18 protein-coding genes are annotated in these 14,342 nt (G+C 36.2%); 5 read left to right on the plus strand and 13 right to left on the minus strand.

Annotated features, from left to right (window positions below):
• Positions 1-55 precede the first annotated feature (55 nt).
• A complete protein-coding gene (locus ACZZZC_RS22145; protein WP_463484051.1) occupies positions 56-946 on the minus strand; it encodes a hypothetical protein in 891 nt (296 codons plus the stop codon).
• A 96-nt stretch (positions 947-1,042) separates the two neighbouring features.
• The gene (locus ACZZZC_RS22150; RefSeq protein WP_463484052.1) at positions 1,043-1,747 is read right to left on the minus strand and encodes a DUF2490 domain-containing protein; all 705 of its coding nucleotides are present in this window, start codon (positions 1,745-1,747) and stop codon (positions 1,043-1,045) included.
• A gap of 376 nt (positions 1,748-2,123) precedes the next feature.
• Between ACZZZC_RS22150 and fabV the strand changes: the two genes are divergently transcribed.
• From fabV to ACZZZC_RS22170, 4 genes are all read left to right on the plus strand, one after another.
• Entirely contained in the window at positions 2,124-3,317 is a 1,194-nt protein-coding gene (gene fabV, locus ACZZZC_RS22155) for an enoyl-ACP reductase FabV (protein ID WP_463484053.1), read from the plus strand.
• A 169-nt stretch (positions 3,318-3,486) separates the two neighbouring features.
• Positions 3,487-4,041 (plus strand): GNAT family N-acetyltransferase, encoded by a 555-nt coding sequence (locus tag ACZZZC_RS22160; protein ID WP_463484054.1) that lies wholly within the window; start codon positions 3,487-3,489, stop codon positions 4,039-4,041.
• A 227-nt stretch (positions 4,042-4,268) separates the two neighbouring features.
• Complete coding sequence (locus ACZZZC_RS22165; protein ID WP_056850953.1) at positions 4,269-4,721, plus strand: cold-shock protein; 453 nt, start codon at positions 4,269-4,271, stop codon at positions 4,719-4,721.
• Positions 4,722-5,033: 312 nt separating this feature from the next.
• Entirely contained in the window at positions 5,034-5,381 is a 348-nt protein-coding gene (locus ACZZZC_RS22170; protein ID WP_463484055.1) for a cupin domain-containing protein, read from the plus strand.
• Between the two features lie 18 nt (positions 5,382-5,399).
• Here ACZZZC_RS22170 and ACZZZC_RS22175 read toward each other — a convergent pair whose 3' ends face one another.
• On the minus strand, positions 5,400-5,960 hold the full coding sequence (locus tag ACZZZC_RS22175; protein ID WP_463484056.1) for a DUF4230 domain-containing protein: 561 nt from the start codon (positions 5,958-5,960) through the stop codon (positions 5,400-5,402).
• A 136-nt stretch (positions 5,961-6,096) separates the two neighbouring features.
• On the opposite strand from ACZZZC_RS22175, the gene ACZZZC_RS22180 reads away from it, so the two are divergent.
• Positions 6,097-6,504 (plus strand): hypothetical protein, encoded by a 408-nt coding sequence (locus ACZZZC_RS22180; RefSeq protein WP_463484057.1) that lies wholly within the window; start codon positions 6,097-6,099, stop codon positions 6,502-6,504.
• A gap of 9 nt (positions 6,505-6,513) precedes the next feature.
• Here the strand turns inward: ACZZZC_RS22180 and ACZZZC_RS22185 are convergent, their stop codons facing one another.
• The 10 genes from ACZZZC_RS22185 to hemE all read right to left on the minus strand — a co-directional run bounded on the left by ACZZZC_RS22185 (position 6,514) and on the right by hemE (position 14,297).
• The gene (locus ACZZZC_RS22185; protein WP_463484058.1) at positions 6,514-7,506 is read right to left on the minus strand and encodes an ABC transporter ATP-binding protein; all 993 of its coding nucleotides are present in this window, start codon (positions 7,504-7,506) and stop codon (positions 6,514-6,516) included.
• A 144-nt stretch (positions 7,507-7,650) separates the two neighbouring features.
• A complete protein-coding gene (locus tag ACZZZC_RS22190) occupies positions 7,651-8,445 on the minus strand; it encodes an outer membrane beta-barrel protein (RefSeq protein ID WP_463484059.1) in 795 nt (264 codons plus the stop codon).
• Between the two features lie 100 nt (positions 8,446-8,545).
• Positions 8,546-9,292, minus strand: coding sequence for a hypothetical protein (locus tag ACZZZC_RS22195; protein ID WP_463484060.1), 747 nt, complete (start codon positions 9,290-9,292; stop codon positions 8,546-8,548).
• Positions 9,273-9,842 (minus strand): RNA polymerase sigma factor, encoded by a 570-nt coding sequence (locus ACZZZC_RS22200; protein WP_010601060.1) that lies wholly within the window; start codon positions 9,840-9,842, stop codon positions 9,273-9,275. Before ACZZZC_RS22200 ends, ACZZZC_RS22195 begins: the two co-directional genes overlap by 20 nt.
• A gap of 442 nt (positions 9,843-10,284) precedes the next feature.
• On the minus strand, positions 10,285-11,421 hold the full coding sequence (locus ACZZZC_RS22205) for a hypothetical protein (RefSeq protein WP_463484061.1): 1,137 nt from the start codon (positions 11,419-11,421) through the stop codon (positions 10,285-10,287).
• Between the two features lie 86 nt (positions 11,422-11,507).
• Positions 11,508-12,092, minus strand: coding sequence for a hypothetical protein (locus ACZZZC_RS22210; RefSeq protein WP_463484062.1), 585 nt, complete (start codon positions 12,090-12,092; stop codon positions 11,508-11,510).
• Positions 12,093-12,146: 54 nt separating this feature from the next.
• Complete coding sequence (locus ACZZZC_RS22215; protein ID WP_463484063.1) at positions 12,147-12,701, minus strand: CopD family protein; 555 nt, start codon at positions 12,699-12,701, stop codon at positions 12,147-12,149.
• 28 nt (positions 12,702-12,729) lie between these two features.
• Complete coding sequence (locus tag ACZZZC_RS22220; RefSeq protein ID WP_463484064.1) at positions 12,730-12,900, minus strand: type II toxin-antitoxin system RelE/ParE family toxin; 171 nt, start codon at positions 12,898-12,900, stop codon at positions 12,730-12,732.
• Between the two features lie 111 nt (positions 12,901-13,011).
• A complete protein-coding gene (locus tag ACZZZC_RS22225) occupies positions 13,012-13,221 on the minus strand; it encodes a hypothetical protein (RefSeq protein WP_463484065.1) in 210 nt (69 codons plus the stop codon).
• A gap of 50 nt (positions 13,222-13,271) precedes the next feature.
• Entirely contained in the window at positions 13,272-14,297 is a 1,026-nt protein-coding gene (hemE, locus tag ACZZZC_RS22230; RefSeq protein WP_463488135.1) for a uroporphyrinogen decarboxylase, read from the minus strand.
• Positions 14,298-14,342 lie beyond the last annotated feature (45 nt).

Below are 14,342 nucleotides of genomic sequence, written 5' to 3' on the forward strand. Positions count from 1 at the left end.
TTTCCGGTAACACAAAATGACTAAAAAGGTTTCCTTAATCTAAACACAAAGTAGTTTAAAACTGAAAACCAATCACCGTTAAATTTTCAATATAGTTTATTTTTTGACTAGCCTTATCAAATTCGTCCCATCCAGTGGTATGTACCCGGGTTAAGTTAGTCGCTCCAAATTTGGTGCTGTTTTGCAAATAAACATTTTTCCAGACATAAAACTTTAATCCAATTTTAGCTGAAATGCCGTAACCTGATATACTGAAGTGGTTATTTCTACCTAACCCGAAGAGATGAGCTTCCGTTCGCGGAACCATCAACCCAGCTCCTAACCCTGTTTCCAAAGTCAAAGAAGTGTTTCCACCTGGGGCTACCCAAATATCATCATAACGCTCTACTTCGACATTTGCATAGTTAAAGCCATCAGTATGCTCGTAGGTTAACATACTTTCTTTCACATTGATCATTTGCCCATTATAGGTGCCAGCTAGAGCACCGGTCGGGATATTTTCTGGAGTAATGTTGGCACCAATTGTGCCCGTAATAGCTACCGTTTGCGGAATATCCATTACGTATTTCATGTGATCCCAGCCAATGGAAATGCTATAATTGTCTTTGATGAAATAACCAACACGAATATTGTATTGGGGAACGGTGATTAAACTTGGATTTAGATAATCCCATCCTAGTCTTGATTGCCTATCGTGAGCGACAACATCGTGCAGCTTGAAATCGTAATTTGGACCCTGGAATTGGATATCGCTTTTACCATACCAGGAATTATTATATCCCCAATGAAAATAAAAATCTCCTTTACGGGAAAAATTCCTTTTATGCTCTGGATTAAATAAACTTTTGGAAGTTGGTGTACTATTAACAGAAGACGTTTTCAACTCTTGTGCTTGCATCCGCTTGCCAAACAAGAGCGCAAAAAATAAAATAGACAATTTTTTCACGCGGCAAATTGAGTGAAAACGCCGACCAATTACAACACCTTTAACATTTTGTAATGAATCTCAAACAAAAAATGACTTTAAAACATTAAAACCGTATTAAAACCTGGTATATACCGCAAGTTGAACAATGCTGTTATTCGTATGGTTGGTAAAATTTTTAACCGCCTGATTCATATAGCCAACTTCTAAATCTACTTTCTTTGAAAACCTATATCCGCCAGCTAAGTAAAGTCTATTCTGATCAAAAACACTGTTGTTGATTTTCTCTTTATTTTGAAAGTTTAAAAAAACCTCATTTTGCAAAGCTACAAAAACGCCTTTATCAAAACTCGCCGCTGTTTTTTGCAAAGGTTGAACTAGGCGAAAGAAATACCGAAAACGTTGCGAAAACACTTCTTCATTTGTTCTTTCTATAAAACGTTGCTCAACCCTAAAACGATGACTAGCGAAAACTGATCTTAATTTATGTGTGTAAATATATTGTTCGAAAATTCGGTGTTCGTTAAATAAATTCTTGCTTGTGCCAACCAACCTCAAATCTGTAGTTTGCCACAGATATCCTAGTGCCACATTATGTTTATCATTGATAAAATATTGTAGTGCCGGGCGAATTAAGGTATTCCTAACATACCCCCAATCATCGGCAGAACGGATTTGAGCATCGAACTGCAAACCCCACTTTTTATTAAACTTGGTATTGTTTAAAAAAAAGAACCAGCCAGAGTTCTGATACTGCGTTTGAGCAGAAAGCTTTCCTAATGCTATGAAGGAAATCATAGCCAGTAATAATATTTTTCTCATAAAAAGATAATCCGGTTTATCTGTTGCGCTGCTAAATTAACAGAAAATTATTAATAGCGAATACTAAAGTTTGGATTCAAGTCTTTCGAATGGATCAGTTTTGAACCATACAGCCTTAAATAGTTGTAATATTTTAGCCACTTAAACGGGATAGCAGCGGCAGCCTTCGATTTTTCTATCGGAGCTATAGCGTATAGCCCGACTAACGTTTAAGAAATCTTCTACCCTTACTTTTCCAATAAAATTAATAAGCTACCAGCTTTATTTAAAATTCATTTAGCCGAAAGGAATTAAAAATTTATCTTCGTTAAAGATTTGGCTTTGTACTATTCGGATTAAAGCCATTTTAACATTACGAAACGTAAAAAAGAACAAAATGATTATTGAACCGAGAATGAGGGGCTTTATTTGTTTAACAGCGCACCCAGATGGTTGTGCTCAAAACGTAAAGAACCAAATTGAATATGTAAAATCAAAGGGTGCCATCAATGGACCTAAAAAAGTATTGGTAATTGGAGCATCAACAGGCTTTGGCTTGGCCTCTCGTATTGCTGCTGCCTACGGTTCTGATGCGGCTACAATTGGTGTTTTTTTCGAAAAAGCACCATCAGCTGGCAAAACTGCATCTCCAGGTTGGTATAATAGTGCTGCTTTCGAAAAAGAAGCCCATGCAGCTGGTTTATATGCAAAAAGTATAAATGGCGATGCTTTCTCGAAAGAAATCAAAGCAAAAACCATTGAGTTAATTAAAGCCGACTTAGGTCAGGTAGATTTAGTAATCTACAGTTTAGCTTCTCCGGTTCGGAAACACCCTGATACAGAGGTTTTACATCGCTCTACTTTAAAACCAATTGGCGGAACTTACACCAACAAAACCGTAGATTTCCACACGGGTAATGTTACAGAAATTTCAATAGAGCCTGCTACTGAAGAAGATATTGAGAATACTGTTGCCGTAATGGGTGGAGAAGATTGGGCGATGTGGATTGATGCCTTAAAAGCAGAAAACTTGTTGGCTGAGGGCGCTACAACAGTTGCCTACTCTTATATTGGCCCTAAACTGACAGAGCCAGTTTACCGCAAAGGAACTATTGGCCGTGCAAAAGATGATTTAGAGGCTACTGCTTTTACAATTGCTGATAAACTAAAAAATATAGACGGTAAAGCTTACGTTTCCGTTAATAAAGCTTTGGTTACACAAGCAAGTTCGGCTATTCCTGTTATTCCATTATATATTTCATTGTTGTACAAAATAATGAAAGAGGAAGGCATTCACGAAGGTACTATTGAACAAATTCAACGTTTATACGCAGAGCGATTATACACCGGCGGTGATATTCCTGTTGATGAAAAAGGAAGAATCAGAATTGATGATTTGGAAATGCGTGATGATGTACAAGCTAAGGTGGCAAAACTTTGGGAAGAAGCTACTACCGAAACATTACCTGCAATCGGCGATTTGCCAGGTTACCGTTCAGACTTTTTAAGCTTATTTGGTTTTGAGATTGATAATGTTGATTATCAAAAAGAAGCAAATGAACTGGTAGAAATTGAAGGATTAGTAGATTAGTTGTCCAATTAAGCTTTGTCGCAAAGCGTTCGCCCATTCTTAGCCAAGCTCAGAATGACATTGTAAAAATTGCGCTCATTCCTAATGAGTGCATCAATAGCTAAACGATTGTATCGCTAACATTTTAGGCGGCTGGCTTATAGTCAGCCGTTTTTTATAACCCTATAATATGCACTTCGACCTACAACCTACATTAGCAAACGATTTGATTGAAGTGGTTCCTTTAAAAGCTGAAGACTTCGAAAAACTTTTCGAGGTAGCTTCCGATCCACTAATTTGGGAACAACATCCAAATAAAGACCGCTATAAAAGGGAGGTTTTTGAAAACTTTTTTAAAGGCGCATTAGAATCAAACGGTGCCTTTATTGTTTATGATAAAGCTACAGGTGCCGTTGTCGGCAGTTCCCGGTTTTACGACTTCGATGAAGAAAACAATTCGGTTGTTGTAGGATATACCTTTATTGGCCGTGACTTCTGGGGTAAAGGACATAATGCCGCATTAAAAAAGTTGATGTTTGATTATGCTTTCCAGTTTGTTGATAATGTTATTCTTCACATCGGTGCAACAAACTTCCGCTCTCAAAAAGCTACGGAAAAATTAGGCGCTAAAAAAATTGGCGAACTTGAGGTAGCTTACTATGGTGAACCTGTAAAATGGAATTTCGTTTATCAAATGGAAAAAGCGAAATGGGAAGCGCAAAATTTAGGCGACCGCAGATTCTAAGATTATTATAGTTTTAAAGTTTTAGAAAGATACAATTCGATAAATCTGTGTTCTGATGGCAATATCTTTAGTAAAAGATTAAATGTACTAATCTGTGGCTAAAAAAATTATATACACCATTTGCGTAACGCTTAGTTGAATAAAATCGTGTTTTCGTTTTAGTATTGTTATATTTGTATAAATCTCTGTTTCCACTCACCTTAAAAACAAAAAACAATTAAATATATATGGCTAAATCTCAGGCAACATACAGTAAAAAAGAGAACGAAAAAAAACGATTAAAAAAACAAAAAGACAAACAAGAGAAAAAAGAAGAGCGTCAATCTAATGCTAAAAAAGGCTTAGCGCTTGAAGAAATGTTTGCATACGTTGATGAAAACGGTAACATTTCCTCTACTCCACCAGATCCGAAAAAGAAAAAGGTTTTCAATATTGAGGATGTTCAAATTGGTATTACAAGACAAGAAGACATTATCGATGAAAATCCGGTTAAAAAAGGAACAGTAACTTTCTTTAACGATAGCAAAGGTTACGGTTTTATTAAAAACACTGAAACTCAAGATAGTATTTTTGTTCACGCGAATGGTTGCGTAACGCAAATCAAAGAAGGCGATAAAGTAACTTTTGAGGTAGAAATGGGTCAAAAAGGACCAACTGCTGTTAAGGTTTCTAAAGTTTAGTTCTCACTCAGCCCCATACTCGGGCATTGTAAAAATTCTGCAGATCAATTTCTGCTGCGCAAGGTTTTATAAAATATATAATTCCGTCTATTTAAGCATAAAACCTAGCGCATATTTTTTCCTTTCAACAGCTTATAATGTCAGGAACTAGCATTTACTTCGCTAATGCTATCGCGTACACTATATTTTTTTAACAATAATATCGATAAACATAAAATAAACGGACGGCAGTTCTTATTTTTATCGCGACGAATTTTGAAGGAACCTTTTTCAGCATTATCTAATAGTAGTTGAAAATCTAAAAATAATAAAATGAACTTTAAAGATTTAGCTAACAAAACCTTAATTAGTGATAATGATTTAGACTGGCAAGAATTAGGTGCCGGTGTTAGGCGTAAAGTAATGCCTTTTGATGATAATCTGATGCTAGTAAAGGTCGAATTTGAGAAAGATGCCATTGGTTCGATTCATAACCATCCACATTTGCAATTGAGTTATGTAGCAAAAGGAAGTTTTGAAGTTACTATGGGCGATGAGAAAAAAATCCTTAATGAAGGCGATGTATTCTTCGCACCGTCAAATGTTTTTCATGGTGTAGTTTGCTTAGAGGCAGGTTTATTAATCGATATTTTTAATCCACACCGTGAAGATTTCTTGTAAGCTAACTTCATATTGAGTTTACTCAAAAGTTAACCTTACATTCTTGTAACCCAATCCCTCAATTATTGGTTTTAGCACATTTGTCGCATTGGTTTTGGTCTGCTTTAAAATATCCGATTTTTTTACTTCAGTAGTAATCTGTTTTTCAGCAGCTTTGTAAGCTTCGTCCACTAAACCTGCTTCTCTAAAAAAGGCCATCTTGGTATCGTATACCCTTGAATTTTTGTGGTCAATTTTTACATAGCAAATCTCTGGCTGTGGTAAATTTACTACAGCTGTATCTGCTGTTACTTCAATATCGTCCTTTGTTATTTTTGTAAGGTCGATACACCCAACAGCCTCTGCTTTAACAATAAGCAACACACTTGCTTCAGGTAAAAAATCTGTTTTGTTTTTGTGTTCGAGTACATCACTAATTTGATAACGAACCAGCTCTAGCTTACCTATAGCCTCTATTTTATCTACTAAAAGCTGGTGTTTGCTTTCTACCGATGTACTAATGCTGAACTTTTTCGAGATAAAGAAATAACCTGCAATCAATAAAATCAACCAGGGTAAGACTCTAAAAAATACTCTCATTGCGGCGATGTTTTAATTCAATTTTCGATGTTGTGCATTACCCTTTAAACAATTATTAATCCACATTGTGTTTTCCAGCATTTTTGGCAGTTGTTTTGTATTACGCAAAGCACACACACAAATAAAACTAATCAAAATGAAAAAATTTACTATCCTAATGCTTTGCATTGTCACACTAGGTTTGGCATCTTGCAAGAAAGACACAATTGTTCAGAACACTCCAAACATTACATTGTACAAAACTATTCAACCAAATCAGTGGCAACGCAATACTGATAATGGAATTTATTATTATGTAGACATTACTGATAGTAGAATTGAGCAGTACGAGGACGATGGAATCATATTATCCTTCGCCCGTTTCAATGATGACGGCTACGATGCCTTACCATTTAATTACGGTCTTGATTCATACAGTTACAGTTCTTTCCCAAGCAGAATAAGAGTATATCTGCAAAACAACAACAACAAAGGTTTAGAACCGACTAGGCCAACATCGAGCATAACTGCAAGAATTGTTTTGGTTGCGTCATCTTCAGAATAAATAATCTTTCTAAAACTCTAAAAAACGACTAATGTTCAACTGAACATAGTCGTTTTTTTTATGCTCGCCTCTATTCAGTTGTATTGCTCTAACGGTAACACCATTTCTTTCCAATAGCAGTTCATCATAAAAACCTTTATAGTAAACATCCTTCACCTCAAAGCGTCTGCTACTCCAATTACTATTAATTTCGGCCCATTCGGGATAAAATACTACATTTCCAGAAAAGGTTTTCAATCCCAGTTTCTCCGCGTCGCCTCGAGACAAGACAACAGCATTTCCTAAAATTTGAGCGGTATAAATGTGTTTAGGGTGCTGATAGATTTCGGAGGGCTTCCCCGTTTGAAGCAGCGCTCCGTTACGTAAAATTAAGAGTTGATCGGCCAGAAACAAACCATCAGCAGGATCATGGGAAACTAAGATCACGGTGACACCTGTTTCTGCTGCCACACGTTTAATGTCAGCCCTTAGCTGGTTTTTTAGTAAGGCATCAACCTGACTAAAAGGTTCATCCAAAAGCAAAACTTTGGTATCGGCAACCATTGCCTTGGCAATGGCCACACGCTGTTGCTCACCACCACTGAGTTCAATAATCTTTTTATTTTGCAGCGGAAGGATCCGGAGATGCTCCATAATAGCCAAAGTTTTTTCGGCCTTTGTTTTTAAGTCAGTATTCGAGAGTTGTGAGGCAATGTTATCGTAAACCTTGGCGTAAATATTCAGCGAAAAGTCTTGAGTAACCATTTTCATCTGCTTATGACCTGGGATTAATTGTTCATCTGGTCCTTTTACTTTTTCACCATCGAAGAAAATCTCCCCCTCATCAGTTTTCAGCAAACCGTAAATTGATTTTAATAATGTCGATTTACCACTTCCGCTTTCGCCAATAATCGCTACTACATCTCCCCTGTTAATATCAAAACTGATGTCTTTAATACCACCTGCTTGTTCTGCCTGATACTGCTTTGTTAAATTTTTAACGCTTATTATATTATCGCTCACCTGGTAAAGATAAAGCTTAAAGCTTAAATAGAAGCGTTTTTAAGCAAAAAATCCTGTTCCGCCTAACCGAAACAGGATTTAATTTGTGTGTTGCTAATATACTTCCTGAAGGCTTTTATCAGTCTCCTTTAGGGGATTTAGGGGTTAATTTAAACCGAAGGTGATACCGAAACTCATGTTTTTCAAACCAGCTTGTGCAGGGGTATCAAACATATCGTTGAAGTAATATTTGGTAAATAAACCTAAGCCACCATATCCAAATCTGAATGAACCACCGTAACGTACCGACTGAAAATGGTAGTTATCATATTGCTTTTGTTTTCCAAACTCATCACTTATTTGTTTTACTTTCCCGCCGAGTAAAAAACTAACCTCCGGACCTAAAACAAAGTAAAAACGTTTGCCTTTGTCATTCTCTTTAGTGCGGATCTCGAAGTTTAAAGGAATGTGTACATAACTGCTCGAGAAACGATTTTTAGAAAACTCAACATTTTCAGGAAGCGCAGTTAGCGTTGGCAAGTTCTTTTGGATGGTTACATTATCCCTTAATCTGATTAAAGTCCAGTCGAAACCACCAGCTAAATAAACTTTAAAATTTGAATTAAAGCGATATCCGAACTGCAAAACATCGAAAGAGAATGTGCTTGTTTTACCGCCTCGATAATCTAAAAACTCATTAGTAGGAGATAAGTTAAAACTTCCGTTATCTATTAACCTCGAGAAGCCTAAATCTACTCTGGTAAAAGTTATCCCGCCTACAAAACGACCCTTTTTTGGATCAACTTTGGAACTATCTTTTCCATCTCTTGTGATAGTAACAATTCCATAATTTAGATCTTTTCTGTCTTTTTTTGTTGAATCTTGCTGAGCAAAAGCACTTGGAGCCATAACACCGGCAAGCCCGCTTACCAAAAGTGTTGTAAAAATTAGATGTTTCATATGTGTTGCGTGTGTTTTTTTAATGATTAATGGAGAGAATGATTGAATGAAAGCAACATAAGACCTGATCTTGTATTCCTTAAATCCTCACCAATCCTGGTTATTTTTTCTTTTTGCCAAACTTAAACGGACCAATATTAATTGCTGAAATTGAAGAGTCGTCATCATCAGTACGGAATTGGATAAACTTATCTTTTCTTTTGTCTACTTTATTTACAATCAAGTTGACTACGTCACCCACATTACGGATCCCTTTATTATCAGCTTGATCATCTCCTCCAGCTACTTCATCAGCTTTAACTGCAGCCGCATTCGAAGCGAGTATTGGTTTTTCCTGTTCTAAAATGGCCGCATCAATCTTCTCTTTAAGATCTTGTTTAGCTGGTTCATTTTTAGCTAGAACAACCTCCTGTTTTTGCATTTCAGCCGCCGTAACTATTTTCTTTTCTTCTATAGGCTTGAATGTTTCCTTAACTTTAGTTTTTGCAATTGCTGTGGAGGGTTGCGCTATAGTTGGTAAAACTTGCTTAATCACCTTCTCCTGTGTGTTAACAACTGTTGAAGAATCTTGAAGAGGTTGCGTTTCAACAACTGGCTTCGTACCTTTTAATTCAAGCCTACTTGCAAATTGTTTTGGTTTTTCCTGCTGTTGATAAACTAAAAACCCAACTGCTGTAATTAGTAAAACTGCTGCTGCAGACAACCAATAAGTTGGAAAAACCTTTTTTCTTTTTGGTTCAATTTCACTTTCAATGCTACTCCACAAATCTCTCGATGGCGTTATTTCGGCATCTTCGAAAGCATTTTTAAATAACTGATCAAAATCCTTATCCTGTATAGGTTGCATAACCAAATCCCTCCATTTTTATAATTTCTTCTTTTAATATTGCCCTAGCTCTCGATAATTGCGACTTACTTGCGCCTTCCGAAATGCCGAGTGTTTCTCCGATCTCTTTGTGTGAATAACCTTCAATTGCATACATATTGAAAACCATTCGGTAACCATCGGCAAGCTTTTGGATCACTTTCATTAAATCCTGCATACCTAGTGTTCCAAAATCGAACCCTGTTGAAGGCTGCTCGTATGCCTCGTCAATCTCAACTACATTTAAGCTGCGCAGATTTTTGCGATAGCTTTCTATAGCGGTATTAACCATCACTCTTCTAATCCAACCTTCAAAAGAACCCTCTCCTCTATATTCTTTAATCTTTTGGAAAACCTTGATGTATCCCATTTGCAATACATCCTCAGCTTCCATCCTATCTTTGGCGTAACGCATACATACGGCCAACATCTTCGATGCAGTTTGCTTGTACAGCAACTCTTGCATCTTCCGGTCGCCAGCCTTGCAGCCTTCCATCAAATCGTTTATCGTATAGCTTCGCGTCAATTTCATTGTGTGTTTGTATATAGAAGATGGCAGATTACAAACATTGGTTGCATGAGGGGTAAGAAAAAGTTAAATAAAAGTTAAAATTTATTTTTAATATCTGATTATCAACTAGATAAATATTAAATTAATTTCAGGAAAGATATTGTTTTTTGATTTGGAAAGCAATGTCAGGAGCTTTTTTGAGGCGTTAGTCCCGCTATCCGTTACAATCTTTTTGCGACTGTCCGTCTGAGCTTGTCGAAGATCTGCATCAAAAAGTATTATCACTTCTATCAGGTTTATTAATTTCAGACTTTGCAGAAAACGAACCCTGCAAGGCGCAAAATTTGGCTAAAGCCAAAAAGAAATACTTGTTATCCGTTGGCTGAAGCCAACTGCAAAGAATAGCGATAGTTTAGGCATCTTGAATTTCATTGCCGTCTTACTTTAGCTGACGGCAGAAATTTTAGTCTTTTTTCTTAACCTTAAACAATCTAAAATCCTGTTTATAAGTTAAGAAAAAGGAGTGATTAAACTGAAGTTGTTTATCGGTATTGTCCAAATCAACATGTGGTTCAAAGCGAACATCTAGATATAAATGTGGAATCAGTTCCTTTTGGTAGGCATAACGCAACGAAACAATGTTTCTGCCGCTTTGCTTTAAACCATTTGTATATAAATTATTCGAAACCGATTCATACAAAGGCATTCCTTTTATCGAAATGAAGTTGTTTCCTTTCCAATAAGAGGCCACTAAACTTCCCCACTTACTTTCCACACCTGCATTTAACCACAAACCAAATCCACCTTCGTAGGCTCTTCTTTTATCAGGCGATAAATCTTTATAAACAGCGATATAGTTATCGGTATAAACTTGAGTAATATTAGTACCAATTTCTTTGTGCAATTTCAATCCAGCGGCACCATTCAAAACTGTACTAATCGGAATCTCTTTTAAAACATCAATTTGTCCGCCTTGATGAAAAGCTAAAAACTGTGCAGGAAAGCTGAGTTTCCATCCATTGCTTTCTGCCAATGTAGTTTCAGTAGATAAACCTCCCACAATTTCCTCCTTGGCTGCTTCGCCTTTATCAATCATTTTCTGCCAGGCAATCCAGGCATCTAAATTAAATTTCTTGCGCTCCACCAATAACTGTGTTCCATATTCAATTGGATTAGTAATTGTTCTTTCGAAATTATAAATTGGCTCTATGTATTTATGCTGAATGCCTCCCTCAAGACTACCGAAAATTAAAGTGAGGTTTCGCTTGTGATACTTTAAACTGAACAAAGGCTTTGCATCCGTAATTCCATTTCTACCAAAATCTTTACGAATAAAAGCACCAGCAGTGATGGCCAAGTTTGGATGCGCATAATAAACAATTTGAGGTTGCAACTGTGTTCCATACAGCGTATAACCATCGTGAAAATCGTTTGTGTACTCGTAATTACGAACGTAATTGAAATTGTAGAAATTGAAGTGAACTTCGTTCGTTAAGCTGCTATCCGGACGGATTCTGTTTTCAAGAGCTTGTTGATTAAACTGTGCCGAGGCGAAATAAGAACTAAAAAAAAGTGATATCAGAAGTAAGGTTCTTTTCATCTAATGTAAATATACTTCCAAAAGTACAGCTTTAATTTCAGGTAATATTCAATGCAAAAAAAGCTTTGACAATTCCATTATTATATTTAATTAGTATCCCATGAATGGAGCCAAGAACATACCGATCTCTCAAAAACCCAGTTGTTTCTAACCTTTTTGTAAAGTTTAGCAACTCCAGTCTCCGCACTATCGCTATAATTTGCTTCATAATAAATACAAAGCTGGTAGTTTTCAAAAAACACGGGACTTGATATTATGTAATAACTTGAACTTATATTCTCCTTAAAAGCTATCCAATTAAAGGCATTATTTAATTTATAAGATTCTTTTAAATCACGAGAAGAAATAAATTTAATTCTGTAAGGCCAAACCTCTTTCCATGATTTAATACGCTGACTTCTAAGCTGCTCGCTCAGGTTATTTTTCTCAGTAACAGAAAATAAAGAATCAAATGCCAGCTGTTTTTCACAACTAACTTCTATTTGGGGTTCGTTTAACAAAACATATGTAGAATCTTTCAATCGGTCTTTGTGAATATATCGAATAAAAGCCTGAACTTCATTGAGATATACTTTTTCTTCTTGATTGGATTTCTGTTTTCGGGAAGTAAAATCTTGGCCGTAAGAAGACAGGCTTAAAAACACGAGAAATATTGAGAGAGCTTTATACATAATTTTTTCAGAAATGATGTAGATTATATCTCTATTCCATATTCGTTACCGAATTTACTTTCTCAACCTATAATTCTTATACAATTTTACTGCAATCATTATCGCCATGGCAATTCCCATAATGCCAATCAAACCATAAATCCAGTTAATTGCACTTTTGAGAATAACCACAAACACAATCGCAATCATGAAAATCGTAGCCAGTTCTCGCCATAAACGCAATTGAAAGCTATTCATTTTGAATACATTATTTTTAAGTTGCTTTACAATATTTTGGCAGATAAAATGATAAATAAGAAGGCCGATTACAAAAGCAAGCTTAACCCACATCCAATCCATTTGTAAAAGGCCACTGTTGAGCGTAAGCATCCCGGCACCAGCCAGAACGGAAATAATCATGGCCGGAGTAGCAATAATTTTCCATAAGGTAGCCTCCATTTTAACAAATTGTTTTTGCAGAATACCTCTTTCCGGCTCCTCTTTCTCGTTTGCTTCTGTGTGGTAGATAAACAAACTTAATATATAGAATAACCCCGCCATCCAGCTAATCACAAATACGATATGAACAGCTTTAAAATATTGATAATATGGTTGAAGAATTTCTATCATTATAGGATTAAAGAAATAGATTTTTGATCTAAAATAAATCAGAATGAGTGCCTAACCTCAACAAGATGATCCCATTATCTTCTGTAATCTCGAACCAAATGATTAGTAGATCAGGTTTAATATGAGCCTCCCAATTACCTTTGTAATTTCCGGTAAGCTTGTGGGCCAGATGTTTTTTTTTAAATGCCGCTTGCACCATTAATTTGCAGTTTCTGCAAAAAAGCCTCAATCAACTCTAAATTTTGAGATGCTCTTTTAATTGCTTTTTTTGCATCCTTTTTGAATTGATTTGTAGGCTTTAAAGTGAACATTATAAAGAACCCAAAAATGATTTTATATCTTGTATAGGTTCTCCAATTCCAATCCCTTTATGTGCATCTTCAATGGTTTTGCGTGTAAGTTTATTCGGAATTCTAGCTTTTTGATCACTATTTTCATGAATAGTAACGCCAAGTTCTTTCAACAGGCTTTTCACCAATGAACTTTTGTTTTCAGGAATATCAATAATTAATGTCTCCATACTCAAATATAATCAATTTTGTTCCGCAGCCAAATTTCGACATACAGGATTTAGTACCTAAACTCCTTCACCACATCAATTGCATATTTCACGCTATCGAAAGGAATATCTGGCATAATACCGTGACCCAAGTTGAAGATAAATCCTTCTGTTCCACGCATGCGCTCAAACAGTTTATGAATTTGTGCTTTAATCACCGATTGATCAGCATATAAAATATGTGGATCTAAATTTCCCTGGACAGCAATACCTTTTGGCAAAGCATTTTTGATATTCAATAAATCGGCGTTCCAATCAACTGAAATTACATCTGGTTTCGCCTCTGCCATCATTGGCGCAAATACAGAACTTCCTTTACAGAAAGAAATCACTGGGATATCTTTTCTATTTAAGTTTGAAATAATCTCCTGGATATAACGGTGAGAAAACTCTTGATAATCATTCCATGATAAAGCAAGCGCCCAGCTATCGAAAATCTGAACGGCGTTAACACCTGCAGCAATTTGAAGGTTCAAATAATCTGCCGTTACTTTAGCAATTTTCGCCAAAAGCTTATGCGCCAATTCTGGTTGGTTGTGTATAAATAGCTTCGTTAACTTAAAATCTTTAGAAGACCCACCCTCAATTAAGTAACTCATTACTGTAAAAGGTGCACCAGCAAAACCAATAAGTGGAATACTGCCGTCTAATCGTTGTTGAATCACTTTAATTGCATCAGCTACATATTGTAACTCATCCAAACAATCAACGTTTAGGTTTTCAACATCTTGTGCCGTGCGTACCGGATTAGCAAACTTAGGACCAACACCCTGAGTAAAGCTTAAATCGCCACCCATGGCTTCGCCCGTTACTAAAATATCACAGAATAAAATCGCTGCATCAATTCCTAATAAATCTACTGGCAACATCGTTACATCGGCAGCAATCTCAGGAGTTTTACACATCTCTAAAAAAGAGTACTTGTTTTTAATCTCCCAATATTGCGGCATAAACCGACCAGCCTGACGCATCATCCATACCGGTGGACGTTCTGTTTGTTTCGAAAATGCAGCGTCTAAAAATAAATTATTCTTCATGATTTGTAGTTGTGTCGATCAATCGTCACCCTGAATTTATTTCAG

The sequence above is a fragment of the Pedobacter sp. AC212 genome (genome assembly GCF_979258625.1).